Source organism: Pseudomonas sp. GM84, from assembly GCF_000282535.1.
Classification (GTDB): domain Bacteria; phylum Pseudomonadota; class Gammaproteobacteria; order Pseudomonadales; family Pseudomonadaceae; genus Aquipseudomonas.
In genome coordinates, this window is sequence record NZ_AKJC01000139.1 from 17,290 (window position 1) to 34,776 (window position 17,487).

Here is a 17,487-nt window from a genome sequence, read left to right on the forward strand (position 1 = left end):
AGCGCTTGCCCACGGAACAGGGCAGGACGAGCGGGTGTTCACGGCCGCTTACCGAGGCTGCGACAAGACTTCACTTAATCTTTCCCATTTGCAGGTGTATCGTATTCGCCCTTCATCGCTGGCCGCTGCTGGCAGACTGATTGCGCAGAACACGAGGTACCCGCACCGATGTCCTTTACCCGTCGACAAATGCTCAAGGGCCTGACCGGCCTTGCTGTGGTAGGCCTGGGCGCCGGAGGCGCCGCGCGCTACTGGCTGGGCAAGGTAGAGGACGAGAATGCCGGGCACGACTACGAGCTGATCGCCGCACCGCTGGACGTTGAGCTGGTGCCCGGCTTCAAGACCGAGGCCTGGGCCTTCGGCCCTTCGGCACCGGGCACCGAGCTGCGGGTTCGCCAGGGCACCTGGCTGCGCGTGCGCTTCATCAACCACCTGCCGGTGGAAACCACCATCCACTGGCACGGCATCCGCCTGCCGCTGGAAATGGACGGCGTACCCTATGTGTCGCAGTTACCGGTCAAGCCCGGCGAGTACTTCGATTACAAGTTCCGCGTGCCGGATGCCGGCAGCTTCTGGTACCACCCCCATGTCGCCAGCTCCGAGGAGCTCGGCCGTGGTCTGGTCGGGCCGTTGATCGTCGAGGAACGCGAGCCCACCGGCTTCCTCCACGAGCGCACCCTGAGCCTGAAAAACTGGCATGTCGACGAGCAGGGCGCCTGGCTGCCGTTCAGCATTCCCCGTGAGGCGGCGCGCAATGGCACTGCCGGGCGTCTGATCACCATCAACGGCCAGGCCGATTCGGTAACCGAGCTGCCGGCCGGCCAGGTGGTGCGTCTGCGTCTGTTGAACCTGGACAATACCTGGACCTACCGCCTGAACCTCAAGGGCAACTGCGAGGCGATGATCTATGCCCTCGACGGCAACCCGGTAACCCCGCGCCCGTTGGAAGACGACTATTGGCTCGGGCCCGGCATGCGCATTTGCCTGGCAGTGCGCATCCCCGAGGCGGGCGAGGAAATCTCCTTGCGTGACGGTTTCGTGCGCCTGGGCACCTTGCGTTCGGTGGCCAGCAACGATGCGCCGGGCGATTGGCCGCCGGCACTGCCACCGAACCCTGTGGCCGAGCCGGACCTGGAGAATGCCGAAAAGCTGAACTTCAATTTCGAATGGGTCGGCAAGGTGTCGGTGAATACCGAGAATGGCAGACCACCGAGCCTGTGGCAGATCAACGGGCAGGCCTGGGACATCACCGACAAGACCTGCGCCGATCGCCCGATCGCAACGCTGCAGAAGGGCAAGAGCTACATCTTCGAGCTGAAGAACATGACCCAGTACCAGCACCCGATCCACCTGCATGGCATGAGTTTCAAGGTGATTGCCTCCAATCGGCGCAAGATCGTCGAGCCGTGGTTCACCGACACCTACCTGCTGGGCAAGAACGAGCGCGCGCAGGTGGCCTTGGTGGCGGATAACCCCGGCACCTGGATGTTCCACTGCCATGTCATTGACCATATGGAAACCGGTCTGATGGCCGCGATCACGGTGGTGTGATGCGGCCACAAATCATCGATCGCAGCCGCGATCAGGAATTCATGCGTCTGGCCCTGAACCTGGCGGCAGAAGGTGCCGCACTGGGCGAGGTGCCGGTGGGCGCAGTGCTGGTGCAGCATGGCCAGGTGATCGGGCAGGGCTTCAACCGGCCGATCATCGACAGCGATCCGAGCGCCCATGCCGAGATGGTGGCGATCCGCGCGGCGGCGAAATCCGCCAGCAATTACAGGCTGCCGGGCAGCACCCTGTATGTGACGCTGGAGCCTTGCAGCATGTGCGCGGGGTTGATCGTGCATTCGCGGGTGGCGCGGGTGGTGTATGGGGCGCTGGAGCCCAAGGCAGGGATCGTGCAGAGCCAGGGGCAGTTCTTCAGTCAGGGGTTCCTGAATCATCGAGTGATGTTCGAGGGTGGGGTGCTGGCCGAAGAGTGTGGCGCTATCTTGAGCGAATTCTTCAAAGCACGGCGCGCCAAGGCTTAACCTGCGCCGGCCTCTTCGCGGGACAAGCCCGCTCCCACAGAGTCAGCACAGATCCTTGGGGTAGTGCAGTAACTGTGGGAGCGGGCTTGTCCCGCGAAGAGGCCGGTGCAGGAGATCGCGATGGATCAGGCAAGCGCGGTCACATCGGCGGCGACTGCTCCGCCGGCTTGTCCTTGTTCACCCCTGGCACATGCAGGTTGCCCTCGGCCACCTGGCCTTCGAGCTGCGGCTGGGTCACCCAGGTGAGGATGTCGTAGTAGCGACGGATGTTGGCCACGAAGTGCACCGGCTCCCCGCCGCGGGCATAGCCATACTTGGTCTGCCGGTACCACTGCTTCTGCGACAGGCGCGGCAGCATCTTCTTCACGTCCAGCCACTTGTTCGGGTTGAGCTTTTCGCGCTTGGCCAACGTGCGGGCGTCTTCCAGGTGGCCGCTGCCGACGTTGTAGGCGGCCAGGGCGAACCAGGTACGGTCCGGCTCCTGGATGCTGTCGGCGAGCTCAGCCTTGATCTTCATGAAGTACTTGGCGCCGCCCTGGATGCTTTGCTTGGGGTCCAGTCGGTTGGACACGCCCATGGCCTGGGCGGTGCGCTGGGTCAGCATCATCAGGCCGCGCACGCCGGTCTTGGAGGTGACTTCAGGCTGCCACATCGACTCCTGGTAGCCGATTGCCGCCAGCAGCCGCCAGTCGACCTGCTCGACCTTGGCGTAGCTCTTGAAGTGCTTTTCGTACTTGGGCAGGCGCTGCTGCAAGTGCTGGGCGAACGTATAGGCACCGACATAGCCCAGGACATCGACATGGCCGTAGTAGCGGTCTTTCAGGCGTTGCAGGGTGCCGTTCTTTTGCGCCTTGTCGAGGTACTCGTTGACCTCGTTGAGCAGGCTGTTGTCGTCACCGGCCGCCACCGCCCAACGCTGGTCGCGCGCGTCGCCCAGGTCGAAGGCAACCCGCACGTTGGGGAAATACACCTGGTTCATCGCCAGTTCGTTGGAGTCGACCAGGGTCAGGTCGATCTGGCCTTCATCGACCATGCGCAGCAGGTCGACCACCTCTACCGCGTCGGACTCTTCATATTGCAGGCCCGGATAGCGCTTTTTCAGCTCGGCCAGCTGGTCGGCGTGGCTGCTGCCCTTGAGCACCATGATCTTCTTGCCCACCAGGCCTTTGGCCTCGGTGGGGCGAGGGCGGCCATTGCGGTAGATGACCTGCGGGGTCACTTCCAGGTAGGGGTGGGAGAACTTGGCCTGGGCATTGCGCCGCTCGCTGCTGACCAGGCCAGCCGCAGCCAGCACCGGGCCGGACGGCTTGCCGAGGGCATCGAACAACTCGTCGAGGTTGTCGGCAGTCTCGATCTGCAGCTTGACGCCGAGATCGTCGGCGAAATGCTTGACCAGTTCATACTCGAAACCGGTTTCGCCGTTGCGATCCTGGAAGTAGGTGGCCGGGCTGTTGCGGGTAATGACGCGCAGCACGCCATCCTCCTTCACGCGCTCGAGGGTGCTGGGTTTTTCAACGCAGGCACCGAGCATTAGAAAGAGTCCGGTTGCGAAGAGCCATTTGGCGCAACGCTGGCGCAAAGCAGTGTGGGCGAACATAGGTTGCAGTATACGCAAAGGACTGGCACAGCCATATCTCGACAACAGATAGCTTGTCTGCTAGCGCGTTATGTGCAGCACTGGCCTCATCGCCGGCAAGCCGGCTCCCACTGGGCCTTGTGGGAGCCGGCTTGCCGGCGATGGGGCCAGGGCGGGCAAAACAAGGCAATTTTTTTGACCCGAAAGTCCGGTTCCACCGCCCGGCAGTCATGGCTTAGAGCGGGTGCCGAAAACCGCGGAATTAGGCTAGAATGCACGGCCTCTAAGCACACCCCTTCCTGAGGCTGTCCCGACGATGTTGATCCTGCGCGGCGCTCCTGCCCTTTCTGCCTTTCGCCACGGTAAATTACTCGAGCAACTGAGCCAGAAAGTCCCCGCTGTTACTGGTTTGTATGCCGAATTTGCCCACTTCGCCGATGTTGCCGGCGAGCTGACCGCCGACCAGCAGCAGGTGCTGGGCCGTCTGCTCAAATACGGCCCGAGCGTGCCGGTACAGGAGCCGACCGGCCGCCTGTTCCTGGTCGTACCGCGCCTGGGCACCATCTCGCCATGGGCCAGCAAGGCCAGCGACATCGCCCACAACTGCGGCCTGCAGTCGATCCAGCGCCTGGAGCGCGGCATCGCCTACTACGTTGCCGGCAACCTGAGCGACGCTGACGCCGCATTGATCGCCGCCGAGCTGCACGACCGCATGACCCAGCGCGTGCTGGGCCAGCTCGAGCAAGCCGCCGACCTGTTCAGCCATGCCCAGCCCAAGCCGATGACCTCGGTCGACATCCTGGCCGGTGGCCGCGACGCCCTGGCCCAGGCCAACATCGACCTGGGCCTGGCCCTGGCCGAAGACGAGATCGACTATCTGGTCAATGCCTTCCAGGGTCTCAAGCGCAACCCGAACGACATCGAACTGATGATGTTCGCCCAGGCCAACTCCGAGCACTGCCGCCACAAGATCTTCAACGCCAGTTGGGACATCGATGGCCAGGCTCAGGAAAAGAGCCTGTTCGGCATGATCAAGAACACCTACCAGATGCACAACGAAGGTGTGCTGTCTGCGTACAAGGACAACGCCTCGGTGATCGTCGGCAACGTTGCCGGCCGTTTCTTCCCGAACCCTGAAACCCGCCAGTACGGCGCGGTGCAGGAGCCGGTGCATATCCTGATGAAGGTCGAGACGCACAACCACCCGACCGCCATCGCCCCGTTTTCCGGCGCCTCCACCGGCTCCGGCGGCGAAATCCGCGACGAAGGCGCGACCGGCCGTGGCGCCAAGCCCAAGGCTGGCCTGACCGGCTTCACCGTGTCCAACCTGCGTATCCCGGGCTTCGAACAGCCGTGGGAGCAGGCTTATGGCAAGCCGGAGCGCATCGTCGACGCCCTCGACATCATGATCGAAGGCCCCCTGGGCGGCGCCGCGTTCAACAACGAATTCGGTCGTCCGGCCCTGACCGGCTATTTCCGTACCTTCGAGCAGTCCATCAACACCCCGCACGGTGAAGAAGTGCGCGGCTATCACAAGCCGATCATGCTCGCTGGCGGTATGGGCAACATCCGTGAAGATCACGTGCAGAAGGGCGAGATCACCGTCGGCGCCAAGCTGATCGTGCTCGGCGGCCCGGCCATGCTGATCGGCCTGGGCGGCGGCGCCGCTTCGTCGGTTGCCACCGGTGCCAGCTCGGCAGACCTGGATTTTGCCTCGGTGCAGCGCGAAAACCCGGAAATGGAGCGCCGTTGCCAGGAGGTCATCGACCGCTGCTGGCAGTTGGGCGACAACAACCCGATCGCCTTCATCCATGACGTTGGCGCCGGCGGTATCTCCAACGCCTTCCCTGAACTGGTCAACGACGGTGGCCGTGGTGGCCGCTTCGAACTGCGCAACGTGCCCAACGACGAGCCGGGCATGGCCCCGCACGAAATCTGGAGCAACGAGTCGCAAGAGCGCTACGTGCTGGCTGTCAGCGCTGTCGACTTCGAGCGCTTCCAGGCCATCTGTGAGCGTGAGCGTTGCCCGTTTGCGGTGGTCGGTGAAGCCACTGAAGAGCCGCACCTGACCGTAAGCGACAGCCACTTCGGCAACACGCCGGTGGACATGCCGCTCGACGTGCTGCTGGGCAAGCCGCCACGCATGCACCGTTCGGTCACCCGCGAAGCCGAGCTGGGCGATGATTTCGACCCGAGCGAGCTGGACCTGGACGCCGCCGTGCAGCGCGTGCTGAACCACCCGGCCGTGGCCAGCAAGAGCTTCCTGATCACCATCGGCGACCGCACCATCACCGGCCTGGTTGCCCGCGACCAGATGGTCGGCCCGTGGCAGGTACCGGTGGCCGACTGCGCCGTCACCGCCACCAGCTTCGACGTCTACACCGGTGAAGCCATGGCCATGGGCGAGCGTACCCCGCTGGCGCTGCTGGATGCCCCGGCGTCCGGCCGCATGGCGATCGGCGAGACCCTGACCAACCTGGCGGCTTCGCGCATCGAGAAGCTGTCCGACATCAAGCTGTCGGCCAACTGGATGTCCGCCGCCGGCCACCCTGGCGAAGACGCTCGCCTGTACGACACCGTCAAGGCTGTCGGCATGGAGCTGTGCCCGGAGCTGGGTATTACCATTCCGGTCGGCAAAGACTCGATGTCGATGAAGACCAAGTGGAGCGAAGAGGGTGTCGACAAGAGCGTCACCTCGCCGATGTCGCTGATCATTACCGGCTTCGCCCCGGTCACCGACATCCGCAAGACCCTGACCCCCGAACTGCGCATGGACAAGGGCGAGACCGACCTGATCCTGATCGACCTGGGCCGCGGCAAGAACCGCATGGGCGCCTCGATCCTGGCCCAGACCTACGGCAAGATCGCGGCCCAGGCACCAGACGTCGACGACGCAGAAGACCTCAAGGCGTTCTTCGCCGTGATCCAGGGCCTGAACGCCGACGGCCACCTGCTGGCCTACCACGACCGTTCCGACGGCGGCCTGCTGACCACCGTGCTGGAAATGGCCTTCGCCGGCCACTGCGGCCTCGACCTGCACCTCGACCCGCTGACCGACATCCGCAAGGACGTGCCGGCGATCCTCTTCAACGAAGAGCTGGGTGCGGTCATCCAGGTTCGCCAGGATGCCACCCCGGACGTGCTGGCGCAGTTCAGCGCCGCCGGCCTGGGCGAAGGTTGCGTGTCGGTGATCGGCAAGCCGGTCAACAACGCTGAAGTGTCCATCAGCCTCAACGGCGAAGTGCTGTTCGACGACGATCGCCGCATGCTGCAGCGCCAGTGGGCCGAAACCAGCTACCAGATCCAGCGCCTGCGTGACAACGCCGACTGCGCCGATCAGGAATTCGACCTGCTGCTCGAAGAAGACAACCCAGGCCTGACCGCCAAGCTTGGCTTCGACGTCAATGACGACATCGCCGCGCCATACATCAAGAAAGGTGTGCGTCCGCAAGTGGCGATCCTGCGCGAGCAGGGCGTCAACGGGCAGGTCGAGATGGCTGCTGCCTTCGACCGCGCCGGCTTCGCTGCCATCGACGTGCACATGAGCGACATCCTCGCCGGCCGCGTCGACTTCGAAGCCTTCAAGGGCCTGGTCGCCTGCGGTGGTTTCTCCTACGGTGACGTCCTCGGCGCCGGTGAAGGCTGGGCCAAGTCGGCGCTGTTCAACGCCCGTGCCCGTGATGCCTTCCAGGCCTTCTTCGAGCGTAACGACAGCTTCGCCCTGGGCGTGTGCAACGGTTGCCAGATGATGTCCAACCTGCACGAGCTGATTCCGGGCACCGAGCACTGGCCGCACTTCGTGCGCAACCGCTCGGAGCAGTTCGAAGCGCGCGTGGCCATGGTCGAGGTGCAGAAGTCCAACTCGATCTTCCTGCAGGGCATGGCCGGTTCGCGCATGCCGATCGCCATCGCCCACGGTGAAGGCCATGCCGAGTTCGCCAGCGAAGAGGCACTGCTGGCAGCCGACCTGTCCGGTTGCGTGGCCCTGCGCTACGTCGACAACCACGGCAAGGTCACCGAAGCCTACCCGGCCAACCCGAACGGCTCGCCGCGTGGTATCACCGGCCTGACCAGCCGCGACGGCCGCGTGACCATCATGATGCCGCACCCGGAGCGTGTGTTCCGCGCCGTGCAGAACTCCTGGCGCCCGGATGAGTGGCAGGAAGACGCCGCGCTGATGCGCATGTTCCGCAATGCGCGGGTGTGGGTGAACTAAGGGTGTACAAGCTCGCCTTCTTCGTCCCGGCCAGCCATGTCGACGTGGTCAAGGCCGCCGTGTTCGCCGCCGGTGGCGGGCGTATCGGCGACTACGACCACTGCGCCTGGCAGACCTTGGGCCAGGGCCAGTTCCGCCCGTTGGACGGCAGCCAGCCGTACCTCGGGCAAGCTGGCCAGGTCGAGGTGGTCGAGGAGTGGAAGGTGGAGCTGGTGGTGGCCGATGAGCTGATTCGTCAGGTCGTCACTGCGTTGAAGCAGAGCCACCCCTATGAGACCCCGGCGTATGAGGTCTGGCCGTTGGCTGACTTCTGAGCGCCTTGAAGCCTCGCGGTTACAAAACGCCAAGCCCCGGTATTCTCCTGCCGGGGCTTGGCGTTTTTACAGGGGCTTAGATGAACAGCCCACGCAAGCGGTCCCAGACGCTTGTGTCGACGTACGGGCGCTCATGCCCGGGCGACTTGTCGAAGATGGAGGCCTTGCCGGCCTGTTCAATGGCTTCGCTGTGCTCGCTTGCCCATACACTGACCAGCTCGTCCTGCCAGTCGCTGTCGTTGGGGTGGGTGAAGTAGCTGCGCGCGACCACCCGCGGATCGAGGAGCCGCCCGCCCTGCCAGTGCTTGTACATGGCAAGGCCGACGTTGCGTACAGCAACGCGTGCCATCAGCACGGCCAGAGTATGCAAGGGATGGACGTCATGGTCCTTGGCCAGCTGGGAGTGGGTCGGGTTGGTGGAACCGGATGTATTGGGGTTGTCCTTACGGAGGGTCTGTATGTCATCGACGGTATTGCCGACCAGGTTGATCAGGGCCTGGTAACCCATCTTTATCAGGTCCTGCGTATTGCGAATGGGGGAGTCGATGATCCAGGAGGCCAGCCTCAGCCCATTGAATCCGGGTATGTCCGCCAGGATGTCGCGCACTTCGAGAGAGGTCTGCAGATACGCCTGCCATTTCGGGTCGGGGTGGTCACGCAGCAGGATCAGCAGGGCGAGCTCCGAATCAGCACGCTGGCCAGGTGTGATGTTCTCGAAGCTGCCGGACGTCTTGAACAGCACCCGCGCCATCGGCTCGGCCAAGCTGGCGATCACATCGGTGCCGGAGAACATGCCGGTGACGACTGGCCAACCGTGCGTGCAGTCGGTTTTCCCTGTCCATGGCAGCACATGGTCGTGCCCCATTTTGCGCAGGCTCAGTTCGGCGTAGTTGGAGTGGGCAAAGTAATCCTCCAGCACGTGCAGGGCCGCACCGAACTCACGCAGCCCTTGGGGAGTCGGACCCGATGACATGGCATCACGCAGGCGCTCGCACATGTAGTCGACCGAGGTGAAGATGTGGCGCTTCATGGATTTCTTCGGGTCCACCTGCAGCAGGGGATCATCCTGGGCGATGGGCGCCTCGAAATCCTCGTCGATGGTGCGTGGGTCGAAGTTCGATGGGGTGGGGGTGTAGGGGTTGTCGATATGTTCGCTCGGTCGATAGACCCCAAGCATCTGCGGCGTGACCACATAGTGACTGCGTTCTTCCGGGGTGCTTTGCAGGCTGGGGAAAGACCTCAGCGCCAGCAGGTCGACGAGCTGTGTCAACACCTCTCTGGAAAGCTTGGCGGGGAAGTCTTTCGGCGCATTTGTGGCGCGGACCAGTTTGGGGTCGAGCAGCTGTGAAAAGTCGCGCAACCAGTTGCCGAAATAGATCGCCCGGCGTTGCTTCTCGTTGAAGCCTGCGTATTTGAGATCCTCCTCGATCGACCCGTGCCCCCAGGACTGATCCGGACGATCTTTGTTGCCGCCCCCTGCAGAAAAACCCTCATGGCTTCCGTCCTGGGTATCGGCGTGCTGCGCATGCTCGTCCTGGCTCAGGCGGATGAAGCGTTGCAGCGCTTGGTGGCCCACCTGCAAGTGGGTGTCTCGATCGCGGGTGCAGAGGCGGGCGACCGTCAGCTTGCCAGGGTTGATGGGCTCAATGTTCGAGAACAGGTTGGCAAAACGGGCACCCTCTTCGAACGTGGCATCCTCGGCGACGCTGGCACGGCCGTTGGCCAGGCGGGGCGCGTAATCCTGGCGCAGGACGTTGTCCAGGTGGTGACCGAACTCATGCAGCAGGATGGTCGCCAGCTCGCAGGCGGCCTCCGGCTGTTGCCGCGCGGTCTCGATCACCTCGGGGTGCAGGTGGATGATGCGGGTGGCGTTGTCGTAGCTGGCTTTGCCTAGTGCTTGTGTACCGATCTGGTGGACAGGATTGACCAGCGTGCCGTCGCGCATTGCGTTGTGCAGTTGTTGGTAGCAGGTAGCTGGCAGGTCGTCTCCGAACACTGGGATCAGCATCGAGCGGAGGGCTCTGGGCGAAAGCGGCGCGGCAAACTCAGTCAGTCGATCCAGTGCAAAAGTGGTAGTCAGGATCGCAGGAAGAGAGGGCATGGCGGGGACTCGGCAATAGTTGGAGCTCCCAGCATGCGAGCGCGACCGTTCTGCGGGGAGCGGGCAACTCATCCCACAGCACGGCTGGCGGCGGGACCTCGCTCAGCCCCGGTGACAAGCCTGCACCTGCGGTCGGTGGTTCCTGCTGCTTGAAGCGGGGGGCAAAACCTTAGCGTCGGTAGCGTTCGCTTCGAACGCCACCGACCGAGGTAATGCCCATGCGACATCCATCCTGGCCCAGGCGCTGCCTACATGCCTGCCTGCCACTGACACTGGCTCTCCAATCGGCGGGCTTGCACGCCGAGCCCAGCCCTGCGCCGCCCGACCATTGTCAGGTCGGTTGCCCCGTGGGGGGCGGCGAACAGACCCTGTACCGAAATGGTTATGCCCTGAACAACAACCCACAGACCAAGTTCGCCAATTGGGTTGCCTATCGCATCACCGCGCAAACCCAGGCGTCTGCCGCCAAGCGCCAGTGGAAAGCCGACCCCGACATTGACGAAGCAAACACACTGGAGCCGGCTGACTACAAGCATGCCAGCGAGACGCTGGGTGTCGATCGCGGTCACCAGGCCAACCTGGCGTCCATGGCGGGCGTGCCGAATGCCCATGAGCTGAATTACCTGTCGAACATCACTCCTCAAATGGGCAACCTCAACAAGGGGACCTGGGAAAAACTGGAAACCCGGGAGCGCACTCTGGCGCGAGCCGAGGGTGTCACAGCGGTCTACGTGCTGACTGGCCCCTTGTACGAGGCAGACATGGACCCACTGCCAGAGGCGGACGAGCCACACCGAGTACCTAGCGGCTACTGGAAAGTTCTGTTCATCGGCGATACACCGCAGCAGGCTTCCCACGCAGGGTTCGTCATGAGCCAGGCGACGCCGCTCAAGGCAGACTTCTGCGACTACCAGGTTACGGTCGAGGAAATCGAAAAGCGCGCCGGTCTGGAGCTCTGGAGCGACCTGCCGGCAGATCAGGCAGCTCGCTTGAAAGCTGCCAAGGGAGGTCTGGCGAAACGTCTTGGCTGTTGATGTCCCGTGGTGACCATCAGCGCAGCAAAGCTGGGGCCGCTTGGCGGCCACAGCCAACCTTACATGTGGTATCCAGGCCCTACGTCGCCCATGTTCGCCACGGTCCAGTAACTGACTCCTGTAAGCTCTTCTGCTTCCTTGATGAACTGTTCGGCATCCTGCCAGGCGCGTTCGATGTCCTGCAGTGCCCCCGCCAGATCTGACATGTGCAGCGTCCTGAGGCTTTCATAGGATTTCCCCTGTTCGACGCTGGCCGGATTCGCCTGGGCCCAGTTCCTGACGATCGCCTCGTGCCACTCGGTATCGTTGGGGTGGACCATGAAGCTTTCGGCAATATCCGCCGGCGTGCGCGCGGTTGCTCCATTGCCTTTCCAGCATTCGAACATGGCCCGGCCCACTGCTTCCACCGCCGCACTGGCCAGCGCCACGGCCAAGGTATGAAAAGGATGCGTGTCATGGTCCTTGGCCAGTTGTGAGTGGCTGGGCATGACCTTCGGGTCGACGTTGGGGTCGCCGTCGAGGTGGACCTGCAGGGTCGCGACCTCGTCACCGGCCCATTTCAACAGAGGCTTCTTGAGCAAGGCCAGCGCGTGTTCGATGGTATTGCGCGGAAGCTCGACAATCTGTTGGACCTGGTTGACCAGTTGGTATAGCCAGTTGTCGCGGACCTGATCGCGAGCTTTCAAGTACAGCAGGTAGGCCTCTCGATACACGGTCTGTCCGCCGTCATCCAGCAGGATCAGCATGACTTCGTCGAAGTCGCTGCGTTCGCCGGGCTTGAGCTGACCATTTTTCAATACATCGTCGGGGTACAATTTTTCGGCGATTGGATCAATCACGCTGGCGACGATATCGAGTGAACCGAACAGACCAGTGACTACTGGCCATTCGTGCCTGGAGGCTTCTTTGCTTTCGACCCAGGTAGTCCAGGTCAATACTTCGTGCCCCAGTTGCCTCAGACTGAGCTCGACAAAGTTGGAGTGGGCGAAATAGTCCTCCAGCACATGCAGGGCCTCGCCAAAATAACGCAAGCCCTTGGCGCTCATGCCCTCCTTCTGCGCCTCATTGAGCTTCATGTGCATGTAGGCGATGGGCCTGCGGATGTAACGCTTCATCGAACGCTTGGGCATCAGTGAATTGCGTTTGTCGCCGGGCAGTACCAACGGAGGGAAATCCCGGTCGATGGCGCGTGGATCGATCGCATTCGGGTCAAGTACGGTGGGGTTGTCGATGTGCTCGTAGGGCCGGTAGACACCGAGGATCTGCGGTGTCACCCGGTACTCCTCGCGGCCTTGCCGCGTTTTCTGCAAGTCTTTGAATTCCTTGAGTGCGAGCAAGTCGACAAGCGCGGTCAGCTTGCTGCGCGCAATGCGCGGTGCCTTGCCCTGTGTCAGGCTGGCGAGCAGGTCGCTCTGTGCGTTCGTACCTTCGCCGGTGGGCAGCACGATCTTGGGATCGATCAGTTGCGAGTAGTCGCGCAGCCAGTTGCCAAAATAGATGGCCTTGCATTGCTCGTCACTGAAGCCAATGTCCTTGAGGACCGCCTCGATGGATTCATGACCAAAGGATGCATGTCCTTCGCCGTGCCCGGTGCCGGCAGCAAAGCGCTTGCGGCGTCGTTTACCCTGATCCTCATTGGCGATCTCGGGGGCGCTGGCTGGCTCCATGGTGACCTGCTTGAGCTTGAGCGGCTGGCGATTGGCAGAGGTGCCATAAGTGGCGAAAGTGCAGTCGGCGCCGACGGGGCTATCGTAGAACAACAGGGTCGCAGCGAAATGCGCTGCCAGGTTGGCCGGGCGCGGCGGGAAGTCTGTCGGTGCGTCGTCCGGCGAGGCTTGGTTGAAGTCGTTGCGCAACACGGTATCGATGTACAGGCCCAAGGCTTCGATCAAGGCCATCAGCAGCGCCGCGCTTGTTTCAGGTCGCTGCAGCGCCTGTTCGATGGCTGCCCGGCTGACGTCGATAGCGCGAGCTTCGGTGTCGTAGGTCGCCAATGGGCTCATGTCCTTGACCCGATGTGCCGGGTTGGGGATCTGCTGGGTGGTCAACGCATCCTTGAGCCTGGCCAGGTTGGCAACGGGAATACCGACACCGAACACAGGCCTGAGCAGAAAAGTGAAAAGCTGTGGTTCCAGCCGGCTGGCGATAGTTGTCAGATGTTCCAGGGCGAAGCGGCTGTGCAGGGTCGGCAGGGAAGGGTCGTCAGTTGCTGCGCTTTCATCGTTGTCGTCATAGGCCATCTCGGTGTCCTCTCTGAAGGGGGCACCATGGTGAGGTGGGTGTGCAGTCTCAATCAGCCGGAACATGTACCCGGTGCTGGCACAGCTTGCGAAGCTGCGCCAGCACGGGGTAGCCGATCAGGCGGTACCGATTTCGCCACCATCGTCACGCTGGATCACCACCGTCGAAGCCCGCGGCCGCACCTTGGTCTCCGCCGGGGTGACGTCGGTTGCCTTGCCGGTAGACGGCCAGTTGTCCGGATGCTGGATGTTGACGAACAGGGTCTTGTTATCCGGAGTGAAGGCAATCCCCGTCACCTCGCAGCCGTTCGGCCCGACGAAGAAACGCCGCAAATCTACCTGGTTCCTGGCATTGACCGGCACCTGCTTGCCCGTGGCATCCACCAGGTCGGTGGGGATCACCGCCAGCAGCTGGTCGTTGGTGTAGTCGGTCAGCGTGGTTTCGCTATTGTCGGTCTCGAACCACAGTACGCCACGGCTATCGAAACGCATGCCGTCGGGACTGGCGAACTGGTTGAGTTCGGTCAGGCCCGAGCGGTTGATATCGGCACTGCCGGCAGCATTGGCGCCGAACACGAAGATGTCCCAGGTGAAGCTCGAATGGTCGTCGCTGTCGTGCCAGCGGATGATGTGGCCGTGGCGGTTGGGGCCACGCGGATTGGCCGCGTCGACCTGTTCCGGCGAGCGCACGCTGTTGTTGGTCAGGGTCAGGTAGACATCGCCATTGAGCGGGTTGACTGCCGTCCACTCCGGGCGGTCCATCGGCGTCGCGCCCACGGCATCGCCCGCACCGCGCGTGTTGAGGATGATGCCCGGCAGGTCGCCATACAGTGCCCCGAGGGTGCTGCCATCCTGGGTCGCCGTGGCAACGTCCAGCAACAGCCAGACGCCGGTGCCATCGGCATTGAAGCGGGCCACGTAGAGCTTGCCCTGGTCCATGTACTTGGCACCGGTAGCCAGGCGATCGGTGGGGGTGGCGTCGGCGGCCTCCCACAGGGCGGTGGAGACGAACTTGTACAGGTACTCGTTGTTGGAATCGTCGCCCATGTACCAGACCACGGGCTTGCCCACTACCGGCAGGGCAGGGCAGCAGCCTTCGTGACGGAAGCGGCCGAGGGCGGTGCGCTTGGTGGCCAGGGTATTGCTGTTGTAAGGGTCGATTTCGACGATGTAGCCAAAGGTGCTGGCTTCGTTGCGGTAATCGTCCGTGGCGCTGGTGCCCTTGAGGGTCACGTCGAAGCGGGCGAATTCGTCGTCTACCTCGGTGCTATCGCCGGCAGCGCTCTCCCACTGGTACAGGCCGCTGGAGGTGCCGACACCGATACGGCGCTGGTCTGCCGGGAGGGTGCCCTTGTTGACGAAGATGCCCGGCCAGTTCTCTTCGCAGGTCAGGTAGGTACCCCATGGGGTGTAGCCGTTGCCGCAGTTGTTGTTGGTGCCACGACAGTGGGTGCCAGCCGTCGAGTACTTGGTCTTGACGTGCTCGCTGCCACGCAGCGGGCCGCTGATCTGCATGCGTGAGGCGGTGGTGAAGCGGCGGTTGAGCGGGTCGTTGTCGACCACCTGCCAGCGACCGCCGCGCTTCTGCAGGCGTACCACGCCGGCACCGTGGGCGTTGATTTCCTTGCGTACTTCCTCGGCCGGGCGCTTGCCATCGACGTCGGTGGTCGGGCCGTTGGGGTGCAGGGCGGCGGTATCGATGTATTCGAAATTGATCGCCAGCAGCCCGTCCTCGGCGCTGCCATCGATCGGGAAGAAATGCATGCCGTCATGGTGCATGCCCATGGCATTGGCCTGGTCGCTGGATGTGTTGCTACCGTCCGCTTTCCAGGGGTTGCCTTGGCTGTTGAGCGGCGTGCCCCACGGCGCCAGCACATAGGCGCTGTAGCCGGCGGCGACCACGCAGCCGTCGGTGCGCGAGCCTGGGATGGACTGGAAGCCCAGCGCCAGTTTCGACCCAGGGTCTGTCACCGGTGGCTTGGCTAGCGCAGTGTCGCTGTCGGCGCCACCTGCACTGTCGAAGCAGCCCGTCAGGCCCGCACCGACAATCATGGCGACGGCCGCGCCGAGGCTGCCACGCATCACACTGCGCCGGCTCAGGTAAACGTCCATGATGCTGGCCATCGGCAGGTTGCCGCTGTGGTTGCGGTCCCGGTTGTCGCCGGTTTCTCGACTCATCAAGGCGTCCTTATGTTGGCTGAGTTAGAGGAAACCGCGACTTTAGAGCGCAAGTATGATGATTTCTTTACAAGGATATGAATGGGCCTTTCACGCGCCAGCGTGACTACACGGAGACCGAGGCTCATGCGGCGACGTCCGGTCAGCTCGCTGCCGCGGTTGTCGACGGGGCTGTCGAGGTGCCAGCGTGGGGCTAGGTACAGGAGCTGCCTTCGGGGGCGGTGGAGGCGTGGACGTCGTCTGCGCTGGCCGAGGGGCGCGTTGCCAGCGCTGCAACCGCGTTGCTGCTCCAGTTGCCGCAGGGTCTGCTGCTGGTCGCGCAGCGGCTGGCTGGCAGGGTCGTCGGCCAACGCCGTTGGTGCGGTCAGGCTACCGGCGATGCAGAAGGCGGCAATGTGGCGCGAGAGGAACGGCATGGAAGCACCCCGCAAAGGCTGTACGGCTTACGTACTTGTTTGCGTGGATGCTAAGAATTTGCTCATCCAGTTGGATGCCGTCTCCTGCCTACGCGGGCGTAGGACGGGAGTGGAACTGTGGTGCGAAAGCTCCTACAGCTTTAATTGCAACGGCGGATTGTCAGGGCCTGATCTCGATCAACGTTCCATCTCGCACCAGCTCCCACACTTCCTGCATGTCGCGGTTGCGCATGGCGATGCAGCCATCGGTCCAGTCGAGGGTGTGGAAGTACCACTCGGGGTAATCGTCGTTAACCGGCGTGCCGTGGATCATGATCATGCTGCCGGCGCTCACGCCTTCGCGGGTGGCGCGGGCGGCGTCGGTGATGTTCGGGTAGGTGATGTGCATGGACAGGTTGAAGCGGTCGCTTTCCTTGCGCCAGTCCAGCCAGTACAGGCCTTCCGGGGTCTTCTTGTCGCCCTCGCGCTCCTTGGCGCCCTTGGGCTGCTTGCCCAGGGAAATGCGGTAGGTCTTGAGCGGTTCGCCTCGGCTGATCAATTGCAGGCGGCGCTGGGACTTGATCACCAGCACTTTGTCGATCAGCGGCTGCATGGCCGCTTGCGATTGCGATTGCTGCGGCACCGGTGGTACCGGCTTGCGAATGATAGTCTCGGTGAAGGCCGCCTGGGACACCGAGGTAACGCAAAGGCAGAAAAAGGCAAGCAACCAGCGCATGAAACGGTATCCCTGAAGGCTTTATATAGTGGGCGAGACGGTCATCGGTGGCAGGTACTCATGGCCTACGGGGTAGTGCTGCCCGATGCGGTCGCGATAATAGCATTCTAGTGTGCGTGTGACGGTCCGGAAAGCCAGGCGGTCCCAAGGGATCTCGTGCTCCTCGAACAACCGCACCTCCAGGCTTTCGACACCAACAGCGAAGTCAAGGTCCACCAGTTCGGCGCGGAAGAACACGTGCACCTGGTTGATGTGCGGCAGGTCGAACAGCTGGTAGAGGGCCATCGAGCCTACCCGGGCGCAGGCTTCCTCGACGGTTTCGCGACGGGCGGCCTGGTCCAGGGTTTCGCCGTTTTCCATGAAGCCGCCGGGCAGGGTCCAGAAGCCGCGACGAGGCTCTATCGCGCGGCGGCACAGCAGCACCTGGCTGCCCCAGGTCGGCAGCACCCCGGCGACGATATTGGGGTTCTGGTAGTGGATGGTCTGGCAATGGTCGCAGACGTACCGCAGGCGGCTGTCGCCTTCCGGGATCCGCTGTATGACTGGCTGGCCGCACGCGTTGCAGAATTTCATGCTGTCTCCCTTTCGTTGCGGTTATCTTGGCGCGCCAGGCAGTGCTGCCGCAAGCGTGCGGGGGTTGGGTGCTGCATGGCTTTTGGTGCATCAT

11 protein-coding genes are annotated in these 17,487 nt (G+C 63.1%); 5 read left to right on the forward strand and 6 right to left on the reverse strand.

All coding sequences use genetic code 11. From position 1 onward, the window contains the following. The first annotated feature begins 168 nt into the window (after positions 1–168). On the forward strand, positions 169–1,551 hold the full coding sequence (locus tag PMI38_RS12540) for a multicopper oxidase family protein (protein ID WP_008094444.1): 1,383 nt from the start codon (positions 169–171) through the stop codon (positions 1,549–1,551). Beyond that, positions 1,551–2,030 (forward strand): tRNA adenosine(34) deaminase TadA, encoded by a 480-nt coding sequence (gene tadA, locus PMI38_RS12545; RefSeq protein ID WP_008094446.1) that lies wholly within the window; start codon positions 1,551–1,553, stop codon positions 2,028–2,030. Before PMI38_RS12540 ends, tadA begins: the two co-directional genes overlap by 1 nt. 139 nt (positions 2,031–2,169) lie before the next feature. Here tadA and mltF read toward each other — a convergent pair whose 3' ends face one another. Beyond that, positions 2,170–3,627, reverse strand: coding sequence for a membrane-bound lytic murein transglycosylase MltF (gene mltF / locus PMI38_RS12550; RefSeq protein ID WP_043273522.1), 1,458 nt, complete (start codon positions 3,625–3,627; stop codon positions 2,170–2,172). A 295-nt stretch (positions 3,628–3,922) separates the two neighbouring features. On the opposite strand from mltF, the gene purL reads away from it, so the two are divergent. Together purL and PMI38_RS12560 are read left to right on the forward strand one after the other, a co-directional pair. Beyond that, the gene (gene purL / locus PMI38_RS12555; RefSeq protein WP_008094454.1) at positions 3,923–7,822 is read left to right on the forward strand and encodes a phosphoribosylformylglycinamidine synthase; all 3,900 of its coding nucleotides are present in this window, start codon (positions 3,923–3,925) and stop codon (positions 7,820–7,822) included. Positions 7,823–7,824: 2 nt separating this feature from the next. Next, complete coding sequence (locus PMI38_RS12560; RefSeq protein ID WP_043273524.1) at positions 7,825–8,136, forward strand: NGG1p interacting factor 3 protein, NIF3; 312 nt, start codon at positions 7,825–7,827, stop codon at positions 8,134–8,136. A gap of 76 nt (positions 8,137–8,212) precedes the next feature. Here PMI38_RS12560 and PMI38_RS12565 read toward each other — a convergent pair whose 3' ends face one another. After that, complete coding sequence (locus PMI38_RS12565) at positions 8,213–10,237, reverse strand: HET-C-related protein (RefSeq protein ID WP_008094458.1); 2,025 nt, start codon at positions 10,235–10,237, stop codon at positions 8,213–8,215. Between the two features lie 218 nt (positions 10,238–10,455). On the opposite strand from PMI38_RS12565, the gene PMI38_RS12570 reads away from it, so the two are divergent. Then, on the forward strand, positions 10,456–11,271 hold the full coding sequence (locus PMI38_RS12570; RefSeq protein ID WP_008094459.1) for a DNA/RNA non-specific endonuclease: 816 nt from the start codon (positions 10,456–10,458) through the stop codon (positions 11,269–11,271). Positions 11,272–11,330: 59 nt separating this feature from the next. On the opposite strand, the gene PMI38_RS12575 is transcribed toward PMI38_RS12570, so the two are convergent. From PMI38_RS12575 to PMI38_RS12590, 4 genes are all read right to left on the reverse strand, one after another. Then, entirely contained in the window at positions 11,331–13,511 is a 2,181-nt protein-coding gene (locus PMI38_RS12575) for a Heterokaryon incompatibility protein Het-C (protein WP_008094460.1), read from the reverse strand. A 117-nt stretch (positions 13,512–13,628) separates the two neighbouring features. After that, the gene (locus tag PMI38_RS12580) at positions 13,629–15,689 is read right to left on the reverse strand and encodes a PhoX family protein (protein WP_008094461.1); all 2,061 of its coding nucleotides are present in this window, start codon (positions 15,687–15,689) and stop codon (positions 13,629–13,631) included. 576 nt (positions 15,690–16,265) lie between these two features. Then, a complete protein-coding gene (locus PMI38_RS12585) occupies positions 16,266–16,820 on the reverse strand; it encodes a L,D-transpeptidase family protein (RefSeq protein WP_008094463.1) in 555 nt (184 codons plus the stop codon). Positions 16,821–16,841: 21 nt separating this feature from the next. Continuing rightward, a complete protein-coding gene (locus tag PMI38_RS12590; protein WP_008094465.1) occupies positions 16,842–17,393 on the reverse strand; it encodes an NUDIX hydrolase in 552 nt (183 codons plus the stop codon). Positions 17,394–17,487 lie beyond the last annotated feature (94 nt).

Coding starts and splice junctions, on each gene's coding strand:
- PMI38_RS12540 (WP_008094444.1), top strand. CDS start 169: ATGTCCTTTACCCGTCGACAAATGCTCAAGGGCCTGACCGGCCTTGCT.
- tadA (WP_008094446.1), top strand. CDS start 1,551: ATGCGGCCACAAATCATCGATCGCAGCCGCGATCAGGAATTCATGCGT.
- mltF (WP_043273522.1), bottom strand. CDS start 3,627: ATGTTCGCCCACACTGCTTTGCGCCAGCGTTGCGCCAAATGGCTCTTC.
- purL (WP_008094454.1), top strand. CDS start 3,923: ATGTTGATCCTGCGCGGCGCTCCTGCCCTTTCTGCCTTTCGCCACGGT.
- PMI38_RS12565 (WP_008094458.1), bottom strand. CDS start 10,237: ATGCCCTCTCTTCCTGCGATCCTGACTACCACTTTTGCACTGGATCGA.
- PMI38_RS12570 (WP_008094459.1), top strand. CDS start 10,456: ATGCGACATCCATCCTGGCCCAGGCGCTGCCTACATGCCTGCCTGCCA.
- PMI38_RS12575 (WP_008094460.1), bottom strand. CDS start 13,511: ATGGCCTATGACGACAACGATGAAAGCGCAGCAACTGACGACCCTTCC.
- PMI38_RS12580 (WP_008094461.1), bottom strand. CDS start 15,689: ATGAGTCGAGAAACCGGCGACAACCGGGACCGCAACCACAGCGGCAAC.
- PMI38_RS12585 (WP_008094463.1), bottom strand. CDS start 16,820: ATGCGCTGGTTGCTTGCCTTTTTCTGCCTTTGCGTTACCTCGGTGTCC.
- PMI38_RS12590 (WP_008094465.1), bottom strand. CDS start 17,393: ATGAAATTCTGCAACGCGTGCGGCCAGCCAGTCATACAGCGGATCCCG.